The 26,573-nt window shown below is 72.7% G+C and carries 27 protein-coding genes and 2 pseudogenes; 19 read left to right on the top strand and 10 right to left on the bottom strand.

Annotation, left to right across the window (positions count from 1 at the left end; all coding sequences use genetic code 11):
* Positions 1-5 precede the first annotated feature (5 nt).
* From DRB96_RS41415 to DRB96_RS41405, 3 genes are all read left to right on the top strand, one after another.
* The gene (locus tag DRB96_RS41415) at positions 6-1,163 is read left to right on the top strand and encodes a serine hydrolase domain-containing protein (protein WP_112454445.1); all 1,158 of its coding nucleotides are present in this window, start codon (positions 6-8) and stop codon (positions 1,161-1,163) included.
* A 142-nt stretch (positions 1,164-1,305) separates the two neighbouring features.
* Complete coding sequence (locus tag DRB96_RS41410; protein WP_239516655.1) at positions 1,306-1,839, top strand: GNAT family N-acetyltransferase; 534 nt, start codon at positions 1,306-1,308, stop codon at positions 1,837-1,839.
* 68 nt (positions 1,840-1,907) lie between these two features.
* Positions 1,908-2,423, top strand: a complete 516-nt coding sequence (locus tag DRB96_RS41405; RefSeq protein WP_112452971.1) for a SigE family RNA polymerase sigma factor — start codon at positions 1,908-1,910, stop codon at positions 2,421-2,423.
* On the opposite strand, the gene DRB96_RS41400 is transcribed toward DRB96_RS41405, so the two are convergent.
* Both DRB96_RS41400 and DRB96_RS41395 read right to left on the bottom strand, forming a co-directional pair.
* On the bottom strand, positions 2,329-4,200 hold the full coding sequence (locus DRB96_RS41400) for an AMP-binding protein (protein ID WP_112452970.1): 1,872 nt from the start codon (positions 4,198-4,200) through the stop codon (positions 2,329-2,331). The genes DRB96_RS41405 and DRB96_RS41400 overlap by 95 nt on opposite strands.
* Positions 4,201-4,414: 214 nt before the next feature.
* A complete protein-coding gene (locus tag DRB96_RS41395; RefSeq protein WP_275432098.1) occupies positions 4,415-4,855 on the bottom strand; it encodes an ATP-binding protein in 441 nt (146 codons plus the stop codon).
* Between the two features lie 74 nt (positions 4,856-4,929).
* Here DRB96_RS41395 and DRB96_RS41390 point away from each other — a divergent pair.
* The 4 genes and pseudogenes from DRB96_RS41390 to DRB96_RS41375 all read left to right on the top strand — a co-directional run.
* Positions 4,930-5,226, top strand: a pseudogene (locus DRB96_RS41390) (toxic anion resistance protein); the annotation flags it as partial.
* A gap of 193 nt (positions 5,227-5,419) precedes the next feature.
* Complete coding sequence (locus DRB96_RS41385) at positions 5,420-7,282, top strand: LpqB family beta-propeller domain-containing protein (RefSeq protein ID WP_343234692.1); 1,863 nt, start codon at positions 5,420-5,422, stop codon at positions 7,280-7,282.
* 175 nt (positions 7,283-7,457) lie between these two features.
* Positions 7,458-7,733, top strand: a pseudogene (locus DRB96_RS45650) (ComF family protein); the annotation flags it as partial.
* Positions 7,734-7,792: 59 nt separating this feature from the next.
* Entirely contained in the window at positions 7,793-8,107 is a 315-nt protein-coding gene (locus DRB96_RS41375; protein ID WP_162689161.1) for a hypothetical protein, read from the top strand.
* Between the two features lie 10 nt (positions 8,108-8,117).
* On the opposite strand, the gene DRB96_RS41370 is transcribed toward DRB96_RS41375, so the two are convergent.
* Complete coding sequence (locus DRB96_RS41370; RefSeq protein ID WP_162688949.1) at positions 8,118-8,729, bottom strand: hypothetical protein; 612 nt, start codon at positions 8,727-8,729, stop codon at positions 8,118-8,120.
* 158 nt (positions 8,730-8,887) lie between these two features.
* Between DRB96_RS41370 and DRB96_RS41365 the strand changes: the two genes are divergently transcribed.
* Entirely contained in the window at positions 8,888-9,097 is a 210-nt protein-coding gene (locus tag DRB96_RS41365; protein ID WP_112463758.1) for an aminotransferase class IV, read from the top strand.
* A gap of 30 nt (positions 9,098-9,127) precedes the next feature.
* Positions 9,128-9,355: a hypothetical protein gene (locus DRB96_RS41360; protein ID WP_112452965.1), complete on the top strand. Its 228-nt coding sequence runs from the start codon at positions 9,128-9,130 to the stop codon at positions 9,353-9,355.
* A 196-nt stretch (positions 9,356-9,551) separates the two neighbouring features.
* Here DRB96_RS41360 and DRB96_RS41355 read toward each other — a convergent pair whose 3' ends face one another.
* The 3 genes from DRB96_RS41355 to DRB96_RS41345 all read right to left on the bottom strand — a co-directional run bounded on the left by DRB96_RS41355 (position 9,552) and on the right by DRB96_RS41345 (position 12,456).
* Complete coding sequence (locus DRB96_RS41355) at positions 9,552-10,526, bottom strand: hypothetical protein (RefSeq protein WP_112452964.1); 975 nt, start codon at positions 10,524-10,526, stop codon at positions 9,552-9,554.
* Positions 10,527-11,029: 503 nt separating this feature from the next.
* Positions 11,030-11,242, bottom strand: a complete 213-nt coding sequence (locus tag DRB96_RS41350) for a DeoR family transcriptional regulator (protein ID WP_112452963.1) — start codon at positions 11,240-11,242, stop codon at positions 11,030-11,032.
* Positions 11,243-11,244: 2 nt separating this feature from the next.
* Positions 11,245-12,456 (bottom strand): PTS transporter subunit EIIC, encoded by a 1,212-nt coding sequence (locus DRB96_RS41345; protein ID WP_112452962.1) that lies wholly within the window; start codon positions 12,454-12,456, stop codon positions 11,245-11,247.
* Positions 12,457-12,743: 287 nt separating this feature from the next.
* Here DRB96_RS41345 and DRB96_RS41340 point away from each other — a divergent pair, with 287 nt between their 5' ends.
* Positions 12,744-13,220: a macro domain-containing protein gene (locus DRB96_RS41340; RefSeq protein ID WP_112452961.1), complete on the top strand. Its 477-nt coding sequence runs from the start codon at positions 12,744-12,746 to the stop codon at positions 13,218-13,220.
* 31 nt (positions 13,221-13,251) lie between these two features.
* Here the strand turns inward: DRB96_RS41340 and DRB96_RS41335 are convergent, their stop codons facing one another.
* Entirely contained in the window at positions 13,252-13,635 is a 384-nt protein-coding gene (locus DRB96_RS41335; RefSeq protein WP_239517841.1) for a nitroreductase/quinone reductase family protein, read from the bottom strand.
* A 223-nt stretch (positions 13,636-13,858) separates the two neighbouring features.
* Entirely contained in the window at positions 13,859-14,701 is an 843-nt protein-coding gene (locus DRB96_RS41330) for a hypothetical protein (RefSeq protein ID WP_112452959.1), read from the bottom strand.
* A gap of 63 nt (positions 14,702-14,764) precedes the next feature.
* Here DRB96_RS41330 and DRB96_RS41325 point away from each other — a divergent pair, with 63 nt between their 5' ends.
* The 8 genes from DRB96_RS41325 to DRB96_RS41295 all read left to right on the top strand — a co-directional run bounded on the left by DRB96_RS41325 (position 14,765) and on the right by DRB96_RS41295 (position 22,734).
* Positions 14,765-15,703: a Ppx/GppA phosphatase family protein gene (locus DRB96_RS41325; RefSeq protein ID WP_112452958.1), complete on the top strand. Its 939-nt coding sequence runs from the start codon at positions 14,765-14,767 to the stop codon at positions 15,701-15,703.
* A gap of 36 nt (positions 15,704-15,739) precedes the next feature.
* Complete coding sequence (locus tag DRB96_RS41320; protein ID WP_239517840.1) at positions 15,740-16,672, top strand: sugar phosphate isomerase/epimerase; 933 nt, start codon at positions 15,740-15,742, stop codon at positions 16,670-16,672.
* A 642-nt stretch (positions 16,673-17,314) separates the two neighbouring features.
* Positions 17,315-19,375: a SpoIIE family protein phosphatase gene (locus tag DRB96_RS41315; RefSeq protein WP_112454439.1), complete on the top strand. Its 2,061-nt coding sequence runs from the start codon at positions 17,315-17,317 to the stop codon at positions 19,373-19,375.
* A gap of 14 nt (positions 19,376-19,389) precedes the next feature.
* A complete protein-coding gene (locus DRB96_RS43550) occupies positions 19,390-19,686 on the top strand; it encodes a hypothetical protein (RefSeq protein ID WP_162689160.1) in 297 nt (98 codons plus the stop codon).
* 320 nt (positions 19,687-20,006) lie between these two features.
* The gene (locus DRB96_RS41310) at positions 20,007-20,774 is read left to right on the top strand and encodes a thioredoxin family protein (RefSeq protein WP_162689159.1); all 768 of its coding nucleotides are present in this window, start codon (positions 20,007-20,009) and stop codon (positions 20,772-20,774) included.
* Entirely contained in the window at positions 20,771-21,412 is a 642-nt protein-coding gene (locus DRB96_RS41305) for a TlpA disulfide reductase family protein (RefSeq protein ID WP_239516666.1), read from the top strand. The genes DRB96_RS41310 and DRB96_RS41305 overlap by 4 nt, the downstream gene beginning before the upstream one ends.
* 14 nt (positions 21,413-21,426) lie before the next feature.
* Positions 21,427-22,218, top strand: a complete 792-nt coding sequence (locus DRB96_RS41300; protein ID WP_112454435.1) for a cytochrome c biogenesis protein CcdA — start codon at positions 21,427-21,429, stop codon at positions 22,216-22,218.
* A gap of 69 nt (positions 22,219-22,287) precedes the next feature.
* A complete protein-coding gene (locus DRB96_RS41295; RefSeq protein WP_112452956.1) occupies positions 22,288-22,734 on the top strand; it encodes a hypothetical protein in 447 nt (148 codons plus the stop codon).
* 5 nt (positions 22,735-22,739) lie between these two features.
* Here the strand turns inward: DRB96_RS41295 and DRB96_RS41290 are convergent, their stop codons facing one another.
* Entirely contained in the window at positions 22,740-23,843 is a 1,104-nt protein-coding gene (locus DRB96_RS41290) for a phosphotransferase family protein (RefSeq protein WP_112452955.1), read from the bottom strand.
* Positions 23,844-23,873: 30 nt separating this feature from the next.
* Positions 23,874-25,010: a hypothetical protein gene (locus DRB96_RS41285; RefSeq protein ID WP_112452954.1), complete on the bottom strand. Its 1,137-nt coding sequence runs from the start codon at positions 25,008-25,010 to the stop codon at positions 23,874-23,876.
* Between the two features lie 759 nt (positions 25,011-25,769).
* Here DRB96_RS41285 and DRB96_RS41280 point away from each other — a divergent pair.
* Entirely contained in the window at positions 25,770-26,429 is a 660-nt protein-coding gene (locus DRB96_RS41280; RefSeq protein ID WP_308313410.1) for a response regulator transcription factor, read from the top strand.
* Positions 26,430-26,573 lie beyond the last annotated feature (144 nt).

Here is a 26,573-nt window from a genome sequence, read left to right as displayed (position 1 = left end):
TCCTGATGGTGCCCGTGGGGGCCGGTGTCGGGTACGCGGTGGACGCGCCGACACCTCCGGCGGCGAGCAGTCCGGCCGCATCCGAGGACTTTCCGCAGCTCACCCCCGCCATGGCGCGCCAGCTGGACGACGCCGTCCGGAAGGTGATGGACGAGGCCAAGGTGCCCGGGGTGCAAGTGGCCCTGTCGGCGCCGGGCAAGGGGGAGTACGTACGGGCCTTCGGCGTGGCCGACAAGGCCACCGGCGCGCCCATGACCGACGGCCTCAACATGCGGATCGGCAGCGAGACCAAGACCTTCACCGTGACCGCGCTGCTGAAGCTGGTCGACGAGGGGAAGGTCGGGCTGGACGATCCCATCGGCACGTACATCGACGGGGTGCCGAACGGCGACCGCATCACCCTGCGCGAGCTCGCCGAGATGCGCAGCGGGCTGTTCAACTACTCCGCCGACGAGGACTTCTACAAGGCGCTGACCAGCGACCCCCGGCGCCCCTTCACCCCGCAGGAGCTGCTCGCGTACTCCTTCAAGCACCCGGTGCTCTTCGAGCCGGACGCGAAGTTCAACTACTGCAACACCAACCTCATCCTGCTCGGCCTCGTCGTGGAGAAGATGAGCGGCCAGAAGCTGGCCGACTACATCACGAAGGTCGTCATCGAACCCGCCGGGCTGAAGCACACCCTCTTCCCGACCGGCGCCGAGTTCCCGGAGCCGCACGCCCAGGGCTACACCGACCAGACCGCCTCCGGGAAGACCGAGGACGCCACCGACTGGAACCCCTCCTGGGGCTGGGCGGCCGGAGCGATGATCTCCGACCTCACGGACCTGCGGCAGTGGGCCAAGGTGCTCGCCACGGGTGAGCTGCTGACCCCGGCCACCCAGGCCGAGCGGCTCAAGGTCGTGGAGGCCCTCCCGGGCACCGGCTACGGACTGGGCATCTTCAACGTCCAGGGCTGGATCGGGCACAACGGTTCCATCCCCGGCTACCAGACGCTGGCCGTCTACGACCCGCAGTCGAAGGCCACCCTGGTCGTCCTGCTCAACACCGACATCTCCGCCGAGGGCGAGGAGCCGAGCACGCTGTTCGGCGAGGCGATCACCAAGATCGTCACCCCGGAACACGTCTACACGCTGCCGGCGCAGCCCGTCACCGGGAAGGACTGACGGTCCGCCGCCCGCTCCCCGAAGGTGCCGCCGCCCATGGGGCGGCGGCACCTGTCCGTGTCCCCCCGCGCACAATGGAGCCGGCGCGCGGGAGTGGCAGGGCAGTGGCAGTGACAGCTGGCAGTGGACTAGGGAGAACGATGTGAACGGTCAGACGGCACAGGGCGAAGTGCAGGGCGAAGCGCGGGGCGAAGCGCAGGGCGTGGACGGACCGGCCGAGGTGGTCCTGCGGGTGGCGGGCGAGGCTGACTTGGACGTCGCCGCCGAGCTCTTCCGCGGCTACCTGGAGTTCTACGAGGTGGAGGTCGAGGACCCGGACCGGCCGCGCGCCTTCCTGGCGGAGCGGCTGGCGAGCGGCGACTCCTTCGTGCTGCTCGCCGAGGTCCCGGGCGCGGGCACGGTCGGCTTCACGCAGGTCTACCCGATGATCTCCTCGCTGGCGATGCGGACCGCGTGGCTGCTGAACGACCTGTACGTGGCTCCGGCCGGCCGCCGTACGGGCGCCGGCCGCGCGCTGCTGCGCGAAGTGCTGCGCCGGGCGCGGGAGGCCGGGGTGTCGGGCCTGCAGCTGGAGACGGCGTACGACAACCACGTGGCGCAGGGGCTCTACGAGGGGGAGGGGTTCGTCCGCGAGGAGTTCCACATGTACTTCCACGACCTCTCCGAAAAGATCTGAGGACGGGCTGCAACATAACGGTGCCCCCGTCGCGTCATTGGGATGGGACGGGCGCGAAGGGGGAGCGGATGTGGAAGGTACGCAGAGACGGGTTCCGTGAGTTCGCGGAAGGCCGGTCGGCGCATCTGTACCGGTCCGCCTGCCTGCTGACCAGCGGTGACACCCATCTCGCGGAAGATCTCGTACAGGACACCCTGGGGCGGATGTACCTGCTCTGGGGGCGCGTCAACCGCATAGACAACCCCGCGGCGTACGCGCAGACGGTGCTGGTACGGGCCTTCCTGACGCACCAGCGCCGCCGGTCGACGGGGGAGCGCCCGGTCGGGGAGTTCCCCGAACCGGGCGCCCGGGCGGTCGGCGAGGCCGATCCGGTGCTGCGGCTGACGCTGCTGGAGGCGCTGGGCCGGCTGGCGCCGAAGGACCGGGCGGTACTGGTGCTGCGGTACTGGGAGGACCGCAGCGTCGAGGAGACCGCCGACGCGATGAACGTCAGCTCGGCGGCCGTCCGGACCAGGTCCTCACGGGCCCTGAGCCGGCTGCGGGAGCAACTGGGCGGCTCGTTGGCGGAGTTCTCGAGCCGCTGAGCGGGCGGGCCGGCCCGCCCGCCGCCGGCTCCCCCTTTTCCCCTGTCTCTTTTACACCTCTCCGGGCCCAGCGGTGCGCCACGAGGGCGGTCCGGGGGACCGGGGCGGGCACGGCGGCCGACTCCGCTCCCCGGGTGCGCAGTTCGGAGCGGCGGAGCTTGCCGGTCTCCGTACGGGGGAGGTCGGTGACGAACTCCACGGCCCGCGGGTACTTGAACGGGGCGATGGCCCCCTTGACGTGGTTCTGGAGCTCGCGGACGGTCTCGGGCGCGGCCGGGACGCCGTCGCGCAGCACCACGAAGGCCTTGACGAGCATGCCGCGGCGCTCGTCGGGGACCCCGACGACACCGCAGTCCGCCACGTGGGGATGGCCGGCCAGCGCCTTCTCGACCTCGGGCCCCGCGATGTTGTAGCCCGAGGAGACGATCATGTCGTCGCTGCGGGCCACGTACCAGAAGTAGCCGTCCGCATCGCGGATGTAGGTGTCACCGGTGATGTTCCACCCGCCCCGGACGTACGTGGACTGGCGCGGGTCGTCCAGGTAGCGGCAGCCCGTGGGCCCGGTGACGGCGAGCAGCCCGGGGTACCCGTCGGGGACGGGCGCCCCGTTCTCGTCGACCACGGCGGCGCGGTAGCCGGGGACGGGCCGGCCCGTGGAGCCGGGCCGGATGTCCTCGTCCGCGGCGGCGATGAACACGTGCAGCATCTCGGTGGCGCCGATGCCGTCGATGATGCGCAGCCCGGTGGCCGCGTGGAACTCCTCCCACACGGCGGCGGGCAGCGGTTCGCCCGCCGACACGCAGCGGCGCAGGCCGGCCAGCCGGTCGGCCGAGCCGGCGGCCAGGATCGCGCGGTAGGCGGTGGGCGCGGTGAACAGGACGGTCACCCCGTGCGCGGCGACGAGGTCGGCCAGTTGCGTGGGCGTCGCCGATTCCACGAGCAGGGTGGAGGCCCCGACCCGCAGCGGGAAGACCACCAGACCGCCGAGCCCGAAGGTGAACGCGAGCGGCGGGGTGCCGGTGAACACGTCGTCGGGGTTCGGCCGCAGGACGTGCCGGGAGAAGGTGTCGGCGTTGGCGAGCACGTCCCGGTGGAAGTGCAGGGTCGCCTTGGGCCGCCCGGTGGTGCCGGAGGTGAAGGCGATGAGCGCCACGTCGTCCGCGGCGGTGTCCACGGTGGTGAAGACCCCGTCCTTGGCGGCGCAGCGGACGGCGAGGTCGTCCTCGCCGGGGCCGCCGTACGCGATCACCCGCGGGGCGGTGGCGTCGGCGCCATCGGCATCGGCGCCGGTCGTGGCCGTTGCCGCCACCGCGGCTTCGAGTTCTTCGAGGGAGCGGTGGTCGCACAGGGCGATGGCGGGCCGGCTGATCTCGCACAGCCCGGTGAGCTCGGCGGCCCGCAGCAGCGGCACGGTGGTGACGGCCACGCCGCCGGCCTTGAGCACGCCGAACCAGGCGGCGACGAGCCAGGGGTTGTTGGGGCCGCGCAGCAGTACGCGGTTCCCGGGACCCAGGCCCAGGTCCTCGGTGAGCACCTGGGCGACCTGGTTGGCGCGCCGGCGCAGTTCGCCGTAGGTCAAGCGCTCGTCCGGGGTCAGCAGGCAGGGGCGGTCGGGGCCCCAGCGCTCGACGGCGTCGTCGAGGAGGCTGCGGGCGCAGTTGAGCCGGTCGGGGTAGTCCAACTCCGGAAGATCGAAGTGGAGTCGGGGCCAGAGCTCGAACGGCGGAAGCCGGTCGCGGCAGAAGGAATCGGCATGCGCCGAAGGGGAGAGCTCCATGGGGCGGCACCTCAATCAGGGAGCAGCGGGGGAGATGGGGCAAGTATCTCGATAAAATGGCGGCCGTCAATTCCTCGCGATATTTCTGTGAGGGAATCGTCATGCTCGGCGCCGCATCCGGCGCCCCGCCGCGACGGCTCTCACGCGGCTTTCGCGCGGCTCTCCGGGGGTTCCCTGCCCCCTTCGTGGCCTCCGGTGTGGGCTTCGCCACTCGTCAGGCGGCCGGTATGCGCACGCGCACGGATTTGCCGAACTCGTCGGCGCTGAAGCTGAGTCGGCCGCCGCTCTCGGCCGCCATCAGCTGGACGATCAGCAGCCCCCGCCCGCCCTCGGCGTCCGGGTCGACCTCGCCTCGGGGGTGCGGCAGTCGGGGGAGCGAGGAGGCCCCGTCGGCCACCTCCAGCTGGAGCCACCCTCCCCGCAGGGAGATCCCGACCCGCAGCCGACCGGCTTCGGCGGCGTGCAGGACGACGTTCGCGACCAGCTCGCTGACGGCGAGCAGCAGGACGTCCGCGATCTCGCCGGCGATCTGCCAGCCGTCGAGGGCGGAGCGGACGCGGGAGCGCATCAGGGGGACGGTCGCCGCGGTGGGCCGCGCGGCCCAGTGGCCGAAGCCGCGGGCCCGGGAGGCGGCTGCGGAGACCGGGTCGGACAGGCCGACCGGGTCGGACGGCCCGGCGGGACCGACCGGGCCGGAGTGGGGCGGGGTGCCGCGGGGAGGCCCAGACGGCCAACCGGGTGCTGGGGCGGGCAGTGCGCGTGCGCGGCGCGGGCGGGGGCGGCGACGGCCAGGCGCGGGTGGCGGGCGCGCTGGGCGAAGGGCGGCGGACCGTCGAGGCGCTGGACCCGAGCGAGAGCGCGGGGAGCTCGACGAAGGGCGTGCGCAAGTTCGTCTCGAAGCTGCCCGGCGGCAACAAGTGCCGCGACCACGTGGCGAAGTACGCGTCCTCGCAGGCGACCCTCAGCCGGGTCGTCGGCGCGCTGCGCGGCGGCCAGGACGAACTGCGCCGCGACAGCGCAGCCCTGCACACCGGGGCGGGCGGGGGCGCGCACCGTCCCGACCGGTCGCCGATCCCGCCGAGATCCCCGGTCTCCGGCGCGGTGCCGGTGCCGGCGGATCCGACGGCACTGCCCGGGAACGGGGCCCGGGTCGTGACCCGGCCCGCCGAGCAGGCCGCGGGCGGGGCGGCGGGAACAGCAGACCGAGAAGGTGGAGCGGGTGGAACCGGTGGATCGCACGGACGCTGAACCGCGGCGGCGGCGGCGGCCGCGGCGGACGGCACGCGGGCTCAGGGCCTGGGCCCTCGGCGCGGCCGGGCTGCTGCTCGCGGGCTGTGCCTCCATGCCCGAACGCGGTGAGATCCGCCCCGTCGAGGCCTCGCAGGGCGTCGACTCGCAGGTCCGCGTGTTCGGCGTGCCGCCGGCCGACCGGGCCAGTCCGCAGGAGATCGTCGACGGCTTCCTCGAGGCCATGACCAGCGACGACCCGCAGCTGCAGACCGCCCGCAAGTACCTCACCGAGGACGCGGCGAAGAACTGGAAGCCCGGTTCGGCGGTCACGGTGCTCTCCGCGGGCCTGGACCGGGTCTCGGTGCAGGGCGAGAAGGATCCCGCCTCGCCGCGCTTCCGGGTCACCGGCCGGATGCTGGGCACCGTGGACGAGCTCAGCGCGTACCAGCCGGAGACCAGCGACCGGCGCTACGAGGAGTTCCTCCAGCTCACGCAGGAGGACAAGCAGTGGCGGATCGCCACCGCGCCCAGCAGCCTGGTCCTCAGCGAGTCCGACTTCCAGCGCATCTACATGCCGGTCAACAAGTACTACTTCGCGGGCTCGACGCTCGTCGCCGACCCCGTGTACGTGCGCCAGCGCACCGATCCCGACTCCCGGATGGACCCGACCACCCAGACCGTCAAATCGCTGCTGGCCGGACCCTCCAAGTGGCTCGGACCGGTCGTCACGTCCGGGTTCCCGACCGGCACCGAACTGCGCGAGGGCACCAAGTCCCTCTCGTACGACGGCCAGAACACGCTGCGCGTCCCGCTGAACGACAAGGCCGACAACGTCGCGGGGCCGCAGTGCCAGAAGATGGCCACCCAACTCCTCTACACGGTCAAGGACCTGACGGGCTCGCGGATCGACCGGGTCGACCTCGTGCGGGCCGACGGCAAGTCCCAGCTGTGCCAGATCACGGAGGCCACCGCGGCGGGGGTCGCCAACCGGCCGCAGTCGCCGGGCCACCAGTACTACGTGGACGGCGAGAACCGGCTCGTGCGGATGCGGCTGGACCCCAACCGGGAGGAGCAGCAGGACGCGGCGGTGCCGGTCCCCGGACCGCTGTCCGGGAACCCGGCCTTCAAGGTCGGCTCCGCGGCCGTCGCCTACGACGAGAAGCGCGCGGCGGTCGTCTCCGAGGACGGGCACGGGCTGTACGTCGTCAACCTGACCACCGCGGGGGCCATGCCGCCGCCGCTGCTGACCGCCAGGGGCATCAAGCCGGCCGGGCTCACCGCGCCGACCTGGGACGCGTCCGGCGACTTGTGGGTCGCCGACCAGGACCCGCAGAACCCGACGCTGTGGCGGCTGCCCGGCGGCACCGGGACCCCGGAGCGGGTGGAGGTGTCGGGGCTGGACGGAGCCCGGATCGCCGGGCTGAAGGTCTCGCCCGACGGGGTGCGGATCGCGCTGCTGCTCGTGGAGCGGGAGAGCCGCAAGAACCTGTACATCGGTCGGATCGAGCGGCCCGACGGCAAGGCAGACGCCTCGGCCGTCTCGGTGCGGGAGCTGCGCCCGGCGGCCCCGCAGCTGGCGGACGTGACGGCGATGAGCTGGGCGCCGCGCGGCCGGCTGCTGGTGGTGGGCCGCGAGAGCGGCGGGGTGGTGCAGGCGCGCTACATGCTGGCGGACGGCTCGATGGTGGGCGCCGGGCTGCCGGGTGCGACCGGGCTGGTCGCCGTCGCGGCGAGCGAGGACGAGAAGATGCCGGTGGTGGCGTACTCGGAGGACGGGATCGTGTGGCTGCCGCCGGGGGCGCAGTGGCGCACGGTGGCGGCGGGCGGCCGGTCCCCGGTCTACCCGGGCTGACGGCCCGCTTTTCCACCCGGGCCCGGTCCACACGGGCCCGGTTTTCCACAGGGGTGGCCCCGGTGTGCGCCCGCCCGGCAGGGTGGACGCCGTGCGGGAGTGGTGGTGGCGGGCGCTGAGCGGGGGCCCGGCCGGGGAAACGGCCGGGGCGCCGGCCTGTGGGCCGGCCGGTGGGTTGGCCGGTGAGCTGGCCGCTCTGGTGCTGCCGGTGGACTGCGCGGGCTGCGGGGCCGCGCGGACCGTGCTCTGCGGAGCCTGCCGGTCGGCGCTCAGCGGGGCCGCGGCGGGCCCCGTACGCCCTTCTCCGTGCCCCGCGGGGCTTCCCGCGGTGTATGCCGCCGCCGTGTACGAAGGGGCCGTACGGGACGTCCTGCTGGCCCACAAGGAGCGCGGCGGGCTCCCGCTGGCCGGAGCCCTCGGCGGGGCCCTGGCGGCGGCGGTCCGGGCGGGCGCGCCGGCCGGACCCGCCCCGGCTTCGGCGGCGAGCTCGGGCTCGGCGGGGTGCTCCTGGTGCTCACCGCCTCGGTGCTCTGGGCGCTCGGCTCGTTCTCGGCGGCCAGGCTGACCCTGCCCGCCGACCCCTTCGCCGGCAGCGCGTACCAGGTGCTCGCGGGGGGGGCCGCCGGGATCCTCGTGGACCTGTGCCGCGGCGAGCAGCACGGGCTGGACCCGGCCTCGTACTCCACCGCGTCCTGGCTGGCCCTCGGCTACCTCGTGCTGCGAGCGGCCCACCACGAAGGCGGCACCGTCCCAATCCGTCCACTCAGCCAGCCCCTCAGAAAGATCCACGGAGCGATCCTGCCAGCACAGCATCAGACCCGGTGAACCTTTCCGGTCACAGCACTAGGTTGTCGCAGTCCTGGGCGGACGGCCCGGGATCCGTGTCCCCGGCCGGGGTCGGGTTCGTGGCCGCCCTGAGGTGGTTGACGGCGTCTCGCAGCTCGTCAGTGTTGCGGGTCTGTTCGTAGCGGGCCCAGCGCAGTGCGGCCAGGGCCGATGACGCCGAGCGGTACAGGTGGGGGTTCCGGGTGCACCTGGCCGTCAGTTCCAGTGCCGCGCCGGCGATGGAGTAGCGCGTGCCGTCCCGTGCGAGGCGGGCGGAGGAGACCATGAGGAGTGCGGGCAGTCCGGCCAGGAGCTCGTCCTCCTGCCTGAGGAAGACGGGAGGAAGGTCCGAGCCGAGACCGGCCGGCGCGTACTCGGTGAGCAGAGCGGCGAACAGCCCGGCGACGGGATGGTCGATGCCGGATGGGTCAAGGTTCGCGGTCGTACGCAGGTAGTGCAACCAGCACGCTTCGTGGAGGCGCGCCAGGTTCAGCTCCCCGGCGCGGAGTTCACTGACGGCGGCGCTCATCGCGTCCCGCGACTCCTCGAGCGCCTCGGGAGCGTCGACGAAAGAACGGTCGGCGGTCCTGACGTACCCTTCGACCCTTTGCATCAACGACATTGACGTATTGTCAGACATCAACTCCACGCGACAGAAGCCTTGTTCTGCCAGCGTGGCTGCGGAACCTCTCTCCGGAAGGGGCGGCCTCGTGCCCGTTGCCGATCCCCGGTGGACCTACCGCCGGATCGTCTCCGAAGGTGTGTACCCACCCGAGCCTGATGTCGGACCGGTGGCCTTCCTGGTCGAGGAGACGGCGTGAACGCGAGCTGCCGCACCTCAAGCACGTCGCGACGATGGGGCTCACGTACCAGAGCCTCCAGGCCAGAGCGGCCGGATGCGACGATGTCTTGTTCGTGGGTCGGGACGGCGTCCTTCGCGAGGGCTCGGTGTGGAACATCGCCTTCTGGGACGGGCAGCAGGTCGTATGACCCGAGGCCGACGTACTGCCGGGCATCACCATGCTGTTGCTGCAGGGCGCCTTGCCGCGCATCGGTGTGCCCTCGGCGACTCCGCGTCTGACGTCGGACGACCTTCCGGTGCTGCAGGCTGCCGCGGCAACCAACTCCCACTGCCCCAGCCAACCGCTGGCCGGCATCGACAACGTGATCTTCCCCGACGACGGGGGCGCTGCTCTGGCAGACGCGCTCAACACCGCCTGGGCCAAGATTCCCTGGGACGTGATCTGACCGCGTCCGGGAGAGGCAGCCTGCCAGTCACCGGGCCGGCAGCCACCAGCCGGCCCCGCCTGCGCCGAGTGGAGCCCGGACTCGCCTACCGGCTGCCGCGACGGTCCGCGCCGCCCGATGGTTCGAGCCGGAGCAGCGTCGGTGCGCCCGCGCAGGCCGGCATCAGGAGCATGGCGGCGGCCTTCCGTGCGGTGCGTCAGTATCCGCCGAAGCCGAACCCGCTGGTGAAGCCGCCTGTTCCGCCGGTGCCGGTGCCACCGGTCGGGTTGCGGGACGAGGAGCGGGTCGGCGGGGGTGCTGTGAAGGTGCGGTAGTCCTCGTGGAACAGCTCTCGCCACCAGCTCTCGAAGCTGACGCCTTCCAGTTCACGCTCCGTCTCGGTGATCGCCGTGCCGTCCCATTGCAGCCGGCCCGGGTTCCGTTCTTTGAGCGCCTGGCGCAGCCCCGGCAGGCCGACGGGTTCGTCCTGGTGCGGCACGGCCCGTGCGTGGTTGTCGTCGGCGGGTAGGTCGTGCCGGAAGACGTACGTGGCCGGCTGGCCGGTGGTCGTCTCCGACCAGCCCCAGACCGGCCGTTCGGCGAGCTCGGCCCTGCGACCGCGTGCTGCTGCTTCCCGCCGTGCGCGTGCGCCGGCCTTTTCCTTCTCCACCTGGATCGCCTGCCAGATCTCCCGGCGAACCGGCGCGTAGGCCGCACTGGCCTCTGCCATGACCCGCTCGTAGCGCCGCCCCGCCTTCGTCCATGCGCGCAGAGCGCCGCGTACGGCCAAGGGCCTCCACCGCGGTGCCGACCTGGCGCGGCGGAGGGCGGCGATGAGCTCGGCGCTGATGTCGTCCACGGCGGTGGCGTAGGCGAGGGAGGCTTCGACCCAGCGGCGGCAGACCCGGGCCGTGCACGGGACGAGGCAGTTCTCCCGCCGGACGGGAAGGGGTACACCCGCCGTGTCGAACTGGAACTCTGTGGGTGCGTCGCGCGGTTGGGGAGTGCGCACCAGGTAGAAGAGGTCGGCGAAGAAAGGGTCCGAGCGTCCTCGTGCGCCGTCGAGGAGCCATTCGGGCCGGCTTTCCAGGACGCGGACCGTGCCGTCTCTGGGACCGACCGGTTCGGCGTCCTGCTGCTTGCCCAGTGACGGCCTGTACTGGGAGAGGTACGGCAGTTCCACGCGGCTCATCGGCTCCACCCTCCGTGTTCCGCTCCCCATGGTGCCGTCGTCATCGCCCGCCGGGCAATGCCACCTCCGGTCCGTTGACCGCGCCGGGGTACACCGGCGGTCCGGAACGCGGGAGTTGGATGGCCGACAGCCAGCCGGAACGGAAAAAGTTTTCCGCAGGCGCCTATCGAATGACCGTTCGCTGGGAATGCTGCTTGTGATCTCCCGTCCACGCCCGCCGCTCCCACACGGCGTTGCCCGGGCGGGCCTTCCGTTCCTGTCTTTTAGACACATCGTGCTCTGCCTGCGGACCACTCTGTTGTTTGCTCCGTGGGTCGGAACGGTGTTGCGCTCGTCACCCTGCTCCGGCCCGGGGTGGCCGGTCGGTGACGGCGGCGGCCTGAGTGCGGGCCGGGGCGCGGCCGGGGCGCGGCCGGGGCGCGGGAACGGGACCGGGGCCGCGAAAAGGGGCGGGGCACCACCGGTCGGTCGGTGGTGCCCCGCCCCTGCTCTCGGGGTGGTGCTCAGGCCGCGGCGGCCGCTCCGGAGCGGATCCGGCGGATCCGGCCCTGCGCGGCCAGCCGCTGGAGGTCCCGGTGGATCGTCATCCGGCTGACGCCCAGCTCCCGCACGAGGTCCGCGACCCATACGTGGCCCTTGGCGCGTGCCGTTCCGGCGATCAGGTCCCGCCGTTCCTCGCAAGGCATTCCCTGGCCGGGAGTGCGCTGCGCGGTCACGGTTACTTGGCCTCGGCCTTCAGGATCTCGGCGAGCTCCTCGTCGGACTCGCGGCCCGGCGTGGGGAGGTTCCACTTGGTGATCGCGAACCGGAAGACGAAGTAGTAGAGCGCCGCGAAGCAGAGTCCGATGCCGGCCAGGCCCCACGGGTTGGACGCGATGCCGAGGTTGAGGAAGAAGTCGATCGCGCCGGCCGAGAAGCCGAAGCCGTCCTTCATTCCGAGGGCCCAGGTCAGCGCCATCGAGACGCCGGTCAGGACCGCGTGGATCGCGTAGAGCACCGGGGCGATGAACATGAAGGTGAACTCGATCGGCTCGGTGATGCCCGTGACGAAGGCGGTGAGCGCGAGGGAGAACATCATGCCGCCGACGACCTTGCGGCGCTCGGGGCGCGCGCAGTGGACGATCGCGAGGCAGGCCGCCGGGAGGGCGAACATCATGATCGGGAAGAAGCCGGTCATGAACTGTCCGGCGGTGGGGTCGCCGGCGAGGAAGCGGGCGATGTCGCCGTGCTTGCCGTCGAACTCGCCCGCCTGGTACCAGGGGAAGGAGTTCACGAGGTGGTGCATGCCGACGGGGATCAGCGCACGGTTGACGACACCGAAGATGCCCGCGCCGACCGAGCCGGAGTTGACCAGCCACTCACCGAGGCCGTGGATGCCCCGGCCGAGCACCGGCCAGATCAGGCCCATGACGATGCCGATGACCAGGCCCGCGAAGGAGGACAGGATCGGGACGAGGCGGCGACCGCCGAAGAAGCCCGCCCAGTCGGGCAGCTTGGTCCGGTAGAACTTCTGGTACAGCAGGGCGGTGACGATGCCCATCACCACACCGCCGAGGACGCCGGCGTTGACCGGGGCGTTGACCAGGGCGACCTGGTGGTCGACGACCTTCTCGATCTGCGGCACGTTGCCGTCGGTGAAGGTGCCGAGCACGTTCGAGAAGACCACGTAGCCGGCGACGGCCGCGAGGCCGGTGGAGCCGTCGGACTTCTTGGCGAAGCCGACCGCGATGCCGACGGCGAACAGCAGGGCCAGGTTGTTGAAGACCGCGTTGCCGCCGGCCGCCATGTACTTGGCTATCTCGTTGCACCAGCCCGGCAGCGACTCGCTGCCCAGCATGTCGCCGTTGCCGAAGCGCATCAGCAGCGCGGCGGCCGGCAGTACGGCGATCGGCAGCATGAGGCTGCGGCCGAGGCGCTGCATGACCGCCATCACCGGGGAGCTCTTCTTGGCAGACGGGGCCGTCTGCTCGGCTGTACTCACGTGCTTCCTCCAGCGGAAACGGGGTGTGTTGCCAGGGCAGGCAGCGCTTGTGTGGGCTGGGCAACAGCGTGGGGAATTGCGCTATTTGAAGCGCGATGTTCCAGTTGTAACACGGTTAAAAACGTATAAACCCACAGCCGGACGGACTGTGGACCTAAGCCCTGGAGGGTGGGGTCGAAGGCCCCTCGCAACGCGTGCCTTCCGGCGTTGTCAGCGGGTCCGGGTACCTTGCGGGCATGGGGGAACCGAAGATCATCAGCGGGGACGCGAGCAGTCCGCAGGCCAAGGGTCCGAAGATCATCGCGCACGTCTGCAACGACCTCGGGGGCTGGGGGAAGGGCTTCGTCCTCGCGCTCTCCAAGCGCTGGAGCGAGCCGGAGGCCGAGTTCCGGGCCTGGCACCGGGGCCGGTCCGGGAACGACTTCGGCCTCGGCGCCGTGCAGCTCGTGCGGGTCCGCCCGGACACCTGGGTCGCGAACATGGTGGGCCAGCACGGCATCCGCACCGGCAGCGGCGGCCCGCCCATCCGCTACGAGGCGCTCGAGCGCTGCCTCGCCGCACTGGCCGGCCACGCCACGGAGCTGGGGGCCTCGGTGCACATGCCCCGCATCGGCTGCGGCCTCGCGGGCGGCAAGTGGTCACGCGTCGAGCCGCTGGTACTGGAGCAGCTGTGCGCGAAGGGCGTGGCCGTCACGGTGTACGACTTCGACTGAGGGCGCGGGCGGGCGGGCCCGCCCGCGGGCGTCAGCGCTCGATGATCACCAGCGGGATCTCGCGGGGCGCGGCCGCCGCCTGGTGGTCCTCGTAGGCGGGCCACAGGGCGGTCATGACCTCCCAGTACATCTCCCGCTCCTCCGCGGTCGCCGTCCGCGCGCGGGCCTGCGCGGTCAGGGCGCCGACCTGGACGCGGACCTCGGGGCGGGCGCAGAGGTCGCGGTACCAGGCGGGGAGGCCCCCGGGGCCCTCCGCGGCCGTGGCCAGCACGATGTGGCGCGCGCCGTCCCTCCCGTAGATCAGCGGGGTGCGCACGGCCCGGCCGGAGATCCGGTCCACGGTGGTCAGCAGCAGCGTGGGGACACCGCGCCACAGGTGCCCGTCGGCGCCGGAGGTGTCGACGTAGGCGCGCACGTGCGCCAGGGGCAGGCCGGGCCGTGCGCACCCCGCTGAACGCCCACCTCCACGCCGACCCCGACGCCCACTCCGACCCAGCAGCCGACCCCGGGCCCGTCGGACGGCCCCGCCTCACCGGGCCCGGGTCCGGACCCGACGCCGAGCCCGACGTGAGCCGACGTAGGCCGACGTGAGCCGACGCGGGCCGACGTAGGCCGGCCGGGCGCCCCACCTGCCCCGCCTACGCCGGCGGGACCGGGTCCGGGTCCGCCGGGTGCGGGGCCATCGGGAGCAGCGAGGCGAGCCGCGCCTCGCAGAGCAGGACGAGCGCCTCGTACGCCTCCTTGCCCATCAGCTCCGTCAGCTCGGGCCGGTACGACACGTACACCGGGTCGCCGGCTCCGTGCGCGGACGTCGCCGACGTGCACCACCAGTGCAGGTCGTGACCGCCCGGACCCCAGCCGCGCCGGTCGTACTCCCCGATCGACACCTGCAGCACGCGCGTGTCGTCGGGCCGGTCGATCCAGTCGTAGGTCCGCCGGATCGGCAGCTGCCAGCACACGTCCGGCTTGGTCTCCAGCGGCTCCTGGCCGCCCTTCACCGCCAGGATGTGCAGCGAGCAGCCCGCGCCCGCCGGGAAGCCGGGCCGGTTCAGGAAGATGCAGGCGCCGTCCCAGCGGCGGGTCTGCTTCTCCCCGTCGTCGTCGAACTGCGTCCACCCGGTCTCGCTGCCGACGTCGTGGAACTGCCACAGCTCCGGCGTGAGGCGCGCCACGTGCTCCGCGACCCGCTTCTCGTCGTCCTCGTCGGAGAAGTGCGCGCCGAGCGTGCAGCAGCCGTCGTCCGCCCGGCCGGGCTGGATGCCCTGGCAGCCGCTGCCGAAGATGCAGGTCCAGCGGGAGGTCAGCCAGGTGAGGTCGCAGCGGAACACCTGCTCCTCGTCGGCGGGGTCGGGGAACTCCACCCAGGCCCGCGGAAAGTCGAGCCCCTTCTCGTCGGCGACGAGGCCCTTCTTCGTCAGGGCGCCCTTCGGGGGCTTCGCGGGCTTCGTCTTGGACTTGTTGGCCTTCTTCGTATTTGGCACAAACTCAAGCGTAAGGGCCCCTTACTCCATCCCTACGCCTTCGGCCCAGTAGCGTCTCCCCCCATGAGACTCGGTGTCCTTGACGTGGGTTCGAACACGATCCATCTGCTGGTGGTGGACGCGCACCCCGGCGCGCGCCCGATCCCGGCGCACTCGCACAAGGTGGAGCTGAGGCTGGCGGAGCTGCTCGACGAGTACGGCGCGGTGACGCCGGAGGGCGTGGAGCGGTTGGTTTCCGTCATCGGGGGTGCCGTGCAGGCCGCCGAGGACAAGGGCTGCGAAGACCTCCTGCCCTTCGCGACGAGCGCGGTACGGGAGGCCACGAACGCCGACGAGGTCCTGAGCCGGGTCAAGGTGGAGACCGGCATCGACCTCCCCGTGCTGAGCGGCGGCGACGAGGCCCGCCTGACCTTCCTCGCCGCGCGCCGCTGGTTCGGCTGGTCGGCGGGCAAGCTCCTGGTCCTCGACATCGGCGGCGGCTCGCTGGAGATCGCGTACGGCATCGACGAGGAGCCGGACGCGGCCGTCTCCCTCCCGCTGGGCGCCGGCCGGCTGACGGCGGGCTGGCTGCCGGGCGACCCGCCGGGACCGGACGCGATCCGGGCCCTGCGGCGCCACGTGCGGGCCCAGATCGCGCGGACCGTCGGCGAGTTCCGCCGCTTCGGGACCCCGGACCGGGTGGTGGCGACGTCGAAGACGTTCAAGCAGCTGGCCCGCATCGCGGGCGCGGCCCGGTCCGGGGACGGCCTGTACGTCCAGCGCGACCTGACCCGCAAGTCCCTGGAGGAGTGGGTGCCGCGCCTGGCGGCGATGACCACCGACCAGCGCTCGGCGCTCCCCGGGGTCTCCGAGGGGCGCTCCTCGCAGCTCCTGGCGGGCGCGATGGTCGCGGAGGGCGCGATGGACCTGCTGGGCGTGGAGTCCCTGGAGATCTGCCCGTGGGCCCTGCGCGAGGGCGTCATCCTGCGCCGCCTGGACCACCTCCCGGCGCCCGGGGTCTGAGGGATGCGGGGGGCGCGCCCCCGATACCCTGTCCCCGTGGCAAAACCAGTCCGGATCCCGACCGCGAAAGTCGCCCTCTCCACCGCCTCCGTCTATCCGGAGTCGACGGCGACCGCCTTCGAGATCGCCGCGCGCCTCGGCTACGACGGCGTGGAGGTCATGGTCTGGACGGACCCGGTGAGCCAGGACGTCGATGCCCTGCGCCGGCTCTCCGACCACCACGGGGTCCCGATCCTGGCCGTCCACGCCCCCTGCCTCCTCATCACGCAGCGCGTCTGGTCCACCGATCCCTGGACCAAGCTCCAGCGCGCCCAGGCGGCGGCGGAGAAGCTCGGGGCGTCCACGGTCGTCGTGCACCCCCCGTTCCGCTGGCAGCGCCAGTACTCCCGGGACTTCGTCACCGGCATCTGGCGGATGGCGGACGAGACCGACGTCAAGTTCGCCGTCGAGAACATGTATCCCTGGCGCTACCGGGACCGCGAGATGCTCGCCTACGCGCCCGAGTGGGACGTCACCAAGGACGACTACCGCCACTTCACGGTCGACCTCTCCCACACCGCGACCGCCCGCACCGACGCGACCGCGATGATCGACCGGATGGGCGACCGCCTCGCGCACGTCCACCTCGCCGACGGAAACGGCTCCGCGAAGGATGAGCACCTGGTGCCCGGCCGCGGCAGCCAGCCCTGCGCCGAACTGCTGGAGCGGCTCGCCACCACGGCCTTCGACGGACACGTCGTCATCGAGGTCAACACCCGCCGCGCGATGTCCTCCGCCGAGCGCGAGGCGGTCGCCCATCCGGTCGATCATCGCGGTTTTCTGCCTGGGCCTTCCGGCCGCACGCTACGCGCGCGAAGCAGTCCTGCCTTTCCGGCTGGCTGGGCCCAGGCACCCGGCCGGCCCTCGCCGGCGCGGTGCCGGGCGTCTGCCTCGACCCGACGCCCGCCCCCGACCGGAACCCGCGGCTGACGCGCCCCTCGGGCACCGGGCCCCCGCCCACGCGGGGCCTTCCCAGCAATGGTGGCCCAGGTCCGGGGGGTCCCCGGGCGGGCGGGGGGCCCGGCGGCCGGATCCGCGACGCGGAAGGGCGGGCCCAGGGCCAGGGGGTCCCGGTACGGCCGTACAACCGGCCTGCCGCGACCGGTGGCAGCGGGGGTGCCGGGGGTGTCGGGACGGGGCGGTGTGCGCCCGGGGGATATCGGTCGGTCGTCCGCCCGTGCTCCCCCCTCCGCTCCCTCGCCCGGTTCTCCGGTCGTCTTCGGCGCCTGCGACAAGCCACACCCCACACAGCCATGGGCGTCAACGACCCCCTCTCGGGGGACTCCTGACACCGCTAAAGATGATCATGAACGGATCGATCTTCGCGAAATCGTACAAGTCGTCTATTAGGTGAAAGTCGCGACAGGCCGGGACTTTGGGCCCTTTTTGTATCGACGTGGGGAGAGGGCCGGCCCTGCGGCACCTGCGGAAGGGGAGATCGCGGGGGACGACCGCCCGCCCGGCCCGGCGCCGGGGGCCGAAGAGTGGCACCCTGAAGGTGTGGCCGAGTGGGGACTGACCCCCCAGGTCGAGTGGCCCGCCCGGACGGACACGAGCCTCGCGCTCAACCACATGGGCACCTTCGACTGGAACCTCGACAGCGGGCAGATGCATCTGGACGCCACCGCTCTCGAGGTCCTGGGCCTGCGCCCCGAGGAGTTCACCGGCACCCCCGCCGGGCTGCGGCCCCGCCTCGCGCCCGGCGAGGAGGCCCGGCTCGACGCACGGGTCGCGCAGGCGCTGAAATCCGGCCGCGGCCACTACGGGGCCTACGTCCGCAGCCGCGACCGGGACGGCTCCCCGGGCTGGACGCACATCCAGGGCCACATCCTGCGGGACCCGCACGACCGCCCGTACCGGATCATCGGGATCATCCGCGACGCCGCCCACGACCCCGGCGAACCGGGAGCCGCCGGCGAGATGGACGAGGGCCGTCGGCGGCTGACCGGGGTGGTCGAGCGGACCACGGCGATCCTCGCGCACGCCCGCACCGTCAACGACGTCACCGACACCCTCAAGGACCCGGAGGCCCTCGGTCACCTCGGCGCGGTCAGCATCATGCTCGGCGTCGTCGAGGGCGGCCGCATCCACCTGGTCGCGGAGGGCCGGCTCGGCTCGTACGTGCCGGAGACCGAATACACGCGGATCGACGCGGCACTGCCCATGAGCGAGGCCGTACGGACGCTGCGGCCGGTCTACCTCGGCTCCCGCGAGGAGTTCCAGCAGCGCTACCCGGTGCTGTGGCCGTACATCGAGCCGCTCTCCGTGCGCAGCGGGGTCTACCTGCCGCTGATCGCCCACGGGCGACCCATCGGTGCGCTCGGACTGCTCTACACGCGGGACGGGGACTTCACGGCCGAGGAGCGCAACGTGCTGATGGCGCTCGGCAGCGGCATCGCGCAGAGCCTGCAGCGCGCCATCCTCTTCGAGCAGGAGCACGACCTCGCCGAGGGGCTCCAGCGGGCCATGCTGCCGCGCCGGATCCCGGAGGTGGCGGGGGCGCGGATCGCGGTGCGGTACCGGGCCGCCCGGATGGGACGGGACATCGGCGGCGACTGGTACGACGTGCTCCCGCTCGGCGAGGGGCGGGTCGGCGTGATGATCGGAGACGTGGAGGGGCACGACACGGACGCCGCCGCCGTCATGGGCCAGCTGCGCATCGCGCTCCGCGCGTACGTGGCCGAGGGGCACACCCCGGGCGTCGCGATGGCGCGGGCCTCGGCCTTCCTGCGCGAACTGGAGACGGAACGCTTCGCCACGTGCACGTACGCCGACATCGACCTCACCACCGGCATGGCCCGGCTGGTCCGCGCCGGGCACCTCGATCCGGTGGTGCGGCGCGGCGACGGCAGCTGCCACCGGATCCAGGTGGCGGGCGGGCTGCCGCTGGGCCTCCCGGCGCGGGACCCGGCCGGGCCCGGTGCGGCGTTCGGGTACGGCCCCGGCTCCGGCTCCGAGGGCACGGGATACCCCGTCACCAGCCTCGAACTGCACCCCGGGGACACCCTGCTGCTCTGCACGGACGGCCTGACCGAACGGCCCGGCGGCGACTCCGACACCGGGATGCGGGAGTTGATGGAGGCGGTCCGGGACGGCCCGGCCGACGTCGAGGAACTCGCCGACGTCCTGTGCGGGCTGCTCGGCGACTCGGGCGGCGGGGACGACATGGCCCTGCTCGTGCTGCGCCGCCGGGGCACCCCGGCCCCGCGCGGCAGCGGCCCGCTGAGCCACACCCTGACCCCCGGCGCCCCGGACGCCCCCGCGATGGCCCGCCACCTGATCCGGGCGGCGGTCGCGGCGTGGGGCGCGCGGGACCAGTCCGACGGGATCGAGCTGGCGGCGGACGAGCTCATGACCAACGCGCTGGTGCACACGGACGGGGTCGGCCACGTCAGCATGCGGCTGACCGCGGACGGCCGGATCCGGATCGAGGTCGAGGACACCAGCAGCGCCCTGCCGCGGCGGCGCGCGGCGGACGACTGGGAGGTCTCGGGGCGCGGCCTGATGCTGGTGGACCGGCTGGCGGACGACTGGGGCGTCGGGCCGCGGGGCGGCGGGAAGTGCGTGTGGTGCGAGTTCACCATCCCGGCCGCCCCGGCACCGGCGCCGGCGCCACCAGACCCCTCCGGGTAGGCCCGGGAGCCCCCGTGAAGGCCTCGTCGGGAACCCCCCGGCCGACAGCGCCCAAGTCGGCCGTCGACTGCGACGAGGGCGGAGCCGGCCTGCACACCGTCCCCTCGCAGGGCGGCAAGGTCACCGTCCGCTACGGCAGCCGCGGAGTGTGCCTGATCTCCGCGGTGCCCGGCCAGGGATACAAGACCAGTACCGCACAGACCGCCGACGACACCCTGACCGTCACGTTCACCAGCGCGGACCACCGCTCTGTCGTCACGGCGACCATCACCCCTTCGGCGAAGGCCAGCGTGCGCGAGACGTCCTTCTGACCTTCCGGCCTTCCGGCCTTCCGGCCTTCTGGATTCCCCTCGGCCCACTGATCCCTTTCGCCGTTTTCACCCCCTTGCGTGCGCTCATCGCCCGAGCTCGTGAAGCGGAAGATGAGCTGTTCCTTAGGGGAACCTCAAGATCGCGTCCACACGGTTCCGGCGGCCTCCAGCGGTCCTATGCTCGCGTCAGCCGAGCGGCCTTCGGCGCCCGGGCACGACTGCTCCGGCGACCCGTCGACCCGTCGCGCCCTCGGCTTCACCGATCCGGAAGGCGCTCCGCCCTTCCCGTAGTCCGAACCGTGCCTTGGGGTGTCTTCGCCATGACTTCTCGCATACTCCGACCCGTCCGTGCCGCCCGCCGCACGACGAGCCCCCGCTCCGCCACGCCCCTGAGCGTGCGGCTGCCCCTGGTGGCCGCGGTCGTCGTCGCCGCCGGGCTGACCGCCGCGTGCGGCCCGGCGGCCCAGCCCACCGGCGCCGCCGCGCCGACCACGGCCGGACAGCCGTCGCAGAGCCTCCCGGCCGGAACGGAGTCCGCGTCCGCCGAGGCGTCCCCGACCGCTTCCGTCACGCCCACGGCGTCGCCGTCCGCCAGTGCCTCGGCCGGCGCCTCGCCGACCCCCTCGCGCGCCAAGGCCGCCACGCCCGCCCCCAAGCCGTCCCGTACGTCCACCGCGCCCGCCCCGGCAGCCGCGGTACCCGGGCCCGGCTACGACAGCGGGGCCGACGCGCAGAAGCTGATCGACGCGGCGCTGCGCACGGCCAAGGCCGACGGGCGGATGGTGCTGCTCGACTTCGGCGCCAACTGGTGCGGCAACTGCAAGGCGGCCGACAAGGTGTTCGCCCAGTCGCCGACGGCATCGATCCTCGGGGCCTCGTACCACCTGGTCAAGGTCGACATCGGCGGCAACAGCTCCGCCAACTCCGCGCTCCTGCGCAAGTACAGCCCGTCGGGCGGCACTTACAAGATGCCCGTCCTGGTCGTCGTCTCGCCGTCCGGCACGGTGCGCACCGACACCCATGTCACCGGCAATCCCGCCTTGACCTCGGACGGCATCAACTCCTTCCTCCGCCAGTGGGCGTCATGAGACGACCGGTTCCGCGACCCACGGCCCTGGCCGGCGTCGGACTCGCGGTGGCGGTCGCCGGCTGCCTCTACGCCGCTGCGGGCGCCGCATCCGACGGCGGCGGCAGCGGCAGCGGCAGCGGCGACGGCGGGGCGCCGCCCGGCCCGGCCGGCGCCGCGGTCAGGGCCATGTCCGCCGCCGCGGTGGTGGACCCCGGCGCCCGGCCGGCCGCGCCCGCGCTGGCGGGCGCCGACCTGGACGGAAACCCGGTCAGCCTCGACCAGTTCCGGGGCCAGGTCGTCGTCCTCAACGTCTGGGGGTCCTGGTGCGGGCCCTGCCGGGCCGAGGCCGACGACCTCGAGCGGCTCAGCGGGCAGACCCGGGCCCAGGGCGTCCGGTTCCTCGGGATCAACACCCGCGACCGGGAGCGTGCGGCGGCGCAGTCCTTCGTACGCGCGCACGGCCTGGGATTCCCCAGCCTCCACGATCCCGCGGGCGAGCTCCTGCTCCGCTTCCCGCCCGCGATCCTCAACCCGCAGGCCATCCCCTCGACCCTGGTGATCGACCGCCGCGGCCGGATCGCCGTCAGCATCGGGGGCGCGGTCACCGACGAGGAACTGGGGCCCCTGCTCGCCCGCGTCGCGGAGGAGGCGGCGTGACGGCGCTCACCGGCATGACGGCGCTCGCCGGCACGGTGCCGTTCGCCGCCGCCGGCACAGGCCCCTCGCTCCTCCACGGGACCCTGGCCGTCGCCGCCCCCGTGGCGTTCTTCGCGGGACTCGTCTCCTTCCTCTCGCCGTGCGTACTGCCGCTCGTGCCGGGCTACCTCAGCTACGTGACCAGCCTGTCGGTCTCCGACCTGGCGGACGCCCGCGGCGGGCGGCAGCGCAGCCGCATGGCGGCCGGCGCGGTGCTGTTCGTCCTGGGCTTCACGGCCGTCCTGGTCTCCGGCGGCGCCCTGTTCGGGTACTTCGGCCGCACCCTGCTGGCCCACCAGGAGGTGGTCACCCAGGTGCTCGGCGTCTTCACCGTGCTGATGGGGCTGTCCTTCATGGGATTCCTGCCGGGCTTCACTCAGCGGGAGTTCCGCAGCCACCGGCGGCCCGTGCTCGGTCTGGCGGGCGCGCCCTTGCTGGGGGCGGTGTTCGCGGTCGGCTGGACCCCGTGCATCGGCCCGACGCTGGCCGCCGTACAGGCGCTCGCCTGGAGCGAGGCGAGCGCGGCCCGCGGAGCCCTGCTGATGGCGGCCTACTGCCTCGGGCTGGGCCTGCCGTTCGTCCTCGCCGCGCTGGCCTTCCGTCGGGCCCTGGGCGCCTTCGGCCTGGTCAAACGGCACTACCGGTGGGTCCTGCGGATCGGCGGCGGGATGCTCGTCCTCGTCGGCGTCCTGCTGGCCACCGGCGTGTGGAACGACCTGGTGTACCGGATCCAGTTGTGGAGCGCGGAGTTCAACACCGCCGTCTAGAGCTGTGACCGAGGGGTGCGCCCCCCGCCTCCCCTCCAAAAAGCGACAGCCCCACGGGGGAGTACATCCATGCTGAACACCAAGCGCGCCGGTCGCATCGAACCGGAGCCCCTGGAAGCCGTCGAGGGCGACTACGCCGACGACGACGAATACCTCGGATACGCCGAGGGGTTCGAGATCCACCACGCGACCTGCCCGGACTGCGGCCAGTCGATCGCCCTCGTCGCGGACGAGGAGTTCCTGCCGCAGCACGCCCTCTGCCTGACCCCGTGGAACCCCTTCGGGCTCACGGTGTGCGCGGGCACGGGTCGGCCCGCCTCCGACGCGCTGCCCACCCTCGGTTTCGCCTCCGACGAGGCCCAGGAGCTGGAGCCCGTCGTGCACTTGGCGCTGCCCCAGGGGCTGGACTGGCGGACGCAGCCGTTCTCGCACGTCGGCGGCCCCGGTTCGCGTCCGGTACGGACTCCCGCCCCCGCGGTGCTGCCGCAGATGCGGCAGCACGCGCAGGCGGCCTGAGCGGACTACCAGTACGTCCCCTGCACCATGGCGGCCAGGCTGGCGTGGTGCAGGATCAGGCTGTCCGGATCCGCCGGGACCTCCACCTCGCCGAAGTGCGCCTGCCGGTAGGCGATGCGCAGCATCACGATCCCGTGCCGCAGTGCGGCGTAGAGGGTGTGGAACTCCATGTCGCGGGGGGTGTGCCCGGTGAGCTCCGCGTACCGGCGCTCTATGTCCTCGCGGCGCAGGAAGTCCGGCAGGCCGGCCTGGCCGAATCCGACGGTGAGGTCCTGGAAGAAGCGGTGGAGGTAGACGGTCCAGCCGAGGTCGACCTCGCGCGGGGCGCAGGCCGCCATCTCCCAGTCGAGCACGGCGACGGGATCGAAGCCGTCCGCCGCGTAGATGACGTTGCCGATGCGCGCGTCGCCCCAGTTGAGGACGGCCGGGCCGCCCTCGTCGGCCGGCCAGATCTCCTCGAGGCGGTCGAAGGCCCGTTCCAGCAGCGGGGACCGGGACTTGCCGGCCACCACCCAGTGGTAGTAGGCGCGTTGGGCCTCGACGTGGCGGCGCAGCGGGCTGCCGTCGCCGTCCGTCAGGAGGAACTGCGCCTCCTCCGGGGGGAACTGGTCGTGCAGGCGGGCGAGCAGGGCGATGCTCTCTTCCTGGAGCACCGCGCGTTCGGCGTCGGTCGCGGCGTGCAGCCAGTTGCCCTCGTAGGTGTAGGGCATCACGTCGGGCGGTACGCGGCCTTCGGCGCGGGCCATGACGAAGAACGGGGCTCCGAGCGGTCCGGGGTCCTCTTCCAGCCACTGCACGCGGGGGACGGGCAGGTCGGTGTGGGCGGCGACCAGGCTCATCACGCGGTGCTGGCGGGGCATGTCGTAGGAGGGGAAGACGGTGTAGGCGGCCGGATCGGCGGCGAGGCGCAGCGCACAGGCGCGGATCGGGGCGTCGGGGTGCTCTATGTCGAAGAGCAGGGTCTCGCTGGACATTCCGTTGGAGCCGGGCACCGAGACGTTGATGACCTTCGCGCCGGGTAGTTCGGCGTCCAGCCAGGCGGCGAGGCGCCGGCCGAGCTCCTCTGGTTCGCGGGTGGAGGTGCGGGGGCGTGGTGCCGGTCCTGCCATGGGATACCCCTTCTCTGGCTTGGCTGTTTCCTACTGGGCCACGGATCCGTAGTCGGTGAAGCCGCTCGGGTCGTGGCGGCCGAAGCTGCCGTGCTCGAAGATGCCGAAGCCGGTGCGGCCGTCGAGGGTGAAGCGGGCGGAGTGGTCGGTGACCCCGAAGGCGGCCATGGGGTGGGCGGCGGGGTCGGACAGGTCGTAGGCGCGGCGGTCGGTCCAGCCGCGGCCCTGCCAGGTGCCGTGCTGCCAGTCGGAGGCGGGCGGATAGCCGGCTCCGACGGCGAGCGGGGAGGAGTTCAGGATCTCCACGCCGAGTTCGAGGGGCTTGCGCCCGGCCGGGTCGGTGAGGTGGACCACGGCGCTCTCGGGGTGGCGGCTGCCGGGACGGTAGCGGATGTCGGTGTGCGGCCAGCCGAGTTGGACGTCCGGACGGCCGCTGCCCTCGGGGAAGACCTGGACGGCTTCGCTGAGGTTGCGCAGGCCGTCGGCGTCCTCCTGGGCGATGACCATCAGGAACCGGTCCTCGAACCGGACGGGGATCCAGAGCCAGTGGAAGCCCTCGGGCCGGTGCTCCTCGGCGGTGCGGCCGCCCTCCTCGCCGGGGATCGGGCGCACGCCCCAGCTGCGGTCGCGGGTTCCGGTCCACTCGGCGGCGTCGAGGACGAACTCCTCGCCCTTGGCGCGGATGGTGCCGGTGACGTTGCCCGCCTGGACGAAGCGGCGGCCTTCGAGGATGAGGCGGTCGCCGCGGCGCTGGGTGTGGTGCGGTTCCCACACGGCGGGGAACTCGGCGGTCCAGGTGATGTCGTACGAGAGCCCGTCGGGGTCGGCGGGGTCGGCGGCGCAGGTGAGGGTGAGCCGCTCGAGGGGTTCGTCGACGGTGATGCGGAGCGGGCCGACGGAGAGGTCCATCCGGTCGTCGGACAGGGCGTCGGAGGCGCGGACGGCGAGGAGCTCGTCGCCGATGCGCAGGGTGGCGTAGGCGTCGATCACGCCGGCGTTGGGGTAGACGCCGAGGCCGAGGATGAGGACGGCGCGCCCGGCGTGGTCGAAGACGTGGAAGATGCAGCGGTCGTAGGCGTTGCGGTCGCCGGTGACGAGGTGCTTCATCGACAGGGGGGCCTGGTGGATGGGGTATTCGTCGAGCGATACGGGCCGGTCGGCGGGCATGGCGAACCTCCGGGGACGGGTGCGCGGGACGGCACCTCGGGCGGAATTGACGGTACGTCAGACAGCCGGGTGGGGGCCAGGGTTGTGGCACGGACTGTCAGGGCGACACATCGTGCGCTGGCCCTTATACACATCTCCGAGCCCACGAGACTAGGGCCTTCCTGCGCCACATGCGCCACTTCGCCCGGACCTACCTCGTCCGGCCGCCCACGCCTGCCGCCGACTCCGTCGGGGGCCGACTGGCCGAGCGGGACCTCCTCGCCGCCGCCCGGTTCCACAAGCCGCAGGGCTCCTTCCTCGCCGCGCCCAGCGAGGCCTTCCAGCCGTCACCCCAGCCGCAACAGCCCCCGAACCGGCCCCCGGACCCCGCCCACGGCCCCCCCGGACCCCACCGACCCAGCACCCCCGCCGGACCCCGCCGACGCACCGCCGGGACCCCGCCGACGCAGCACCCCGCCGGCACCCCGCCAGCACTCCACCGTGACCCCGCCGGCACCCCGGACCCGCCGCGCCCGCCCGCGCCGCGGGTCCGTTCGGCGGGTTCCCCGGCGCGCCGTTCGGCCCCCGGCCTCGGGGGCGAAAGCCCTGTCTTTCGGCCCCGCGCGGCGGAGCGGGCCCTTCCGACCCCGAAAACACCGCCCCCACCCCTACACGTTGATCCCACTCCGCATTGATCCGGGCCTGAGGCTGGGATGCTTGGCTGAGTCAGGGAAACGGGGACAAGTGGACACGGGGAGCTACGAAGACGTGGAAGACAGGGTGCGGGTGGTCATCGCCGAGGATTCAGTGCTGCTGCGCGAGGGCCTGACCCGGTTGCTGACCGACCGGGGGCATGACGTCGTGGCGGGCGTCGGGGACGCGGAAGCCCTGATCAAGACGGTGGCGGAGCTGGCGGCGGAGAACGCGCTGCCGGACGTGGTGGTGGCCGATGTGCGGATGCCGCCGACGCACACCGACGAAGGGGTGCGGGCCGCCGTGCGGCTGCGGCGCGACCACCCCGGCATAGGCGTGCTCGTGCTGTCGCAGTACGTGGAGGAGCAGTACGCCACCGAACTGCTGGCCGGTTCCAGCACCGGGGTGGGGTATCTGCTGAAGGACCGGGTCGCCGATGTCCGGGAGTTCCTGGACGCCGTCGTGCGCGTGGCCCGGGGCGGCACCGCTCTGGACCCCGAGGTCGTGGCACAGCTGCTCGGCCGCAGCCGCAAGCAGGACGTGCTGGCCGGGCTGACCCCGCGCGAGCGCGAGGTGCTCGGGCTGATGGCCGAGGGGCGGACCAATTCCGCCGTGGCCAAACAGCTGGTGGTGAGCGACGGAGCGGTGGAGAAGCACGTCAGCAACATCTTCATGAAGCTGGGCCTGTCACCGAGTGACGGGGATCACCGGCGCGTGCTGGCCGTCCTCACCTACCTAAGATCTTGATCAACTGACACCCTGTCAGGTAAGGCCGGATTCGGACAGACCGTCTCTGTGGGCGGTCCAGAAAATGAGCATCCAGGGGCAGCAATCCCTACGGACGTAGGGTTGACCTTGGGCAGTGCTCACGCCTCGAAGGAGGTCCAGTTC

This window comes from Streptomyces sp. ICC1, from assembly GCF_003287935.1.
Classification (GTDB): Bacteria; Actinomycetota; Actinomycetes; order Streptomycetales; family Streptomycetaceae; genus Streptomyces; species Streptomyces tritrimontium.
The sequence above is the reverse complement of the archived record's forward strand: the minus strand, read 5'-3'. Positions and strand labels throughout refer to the sequence as shown.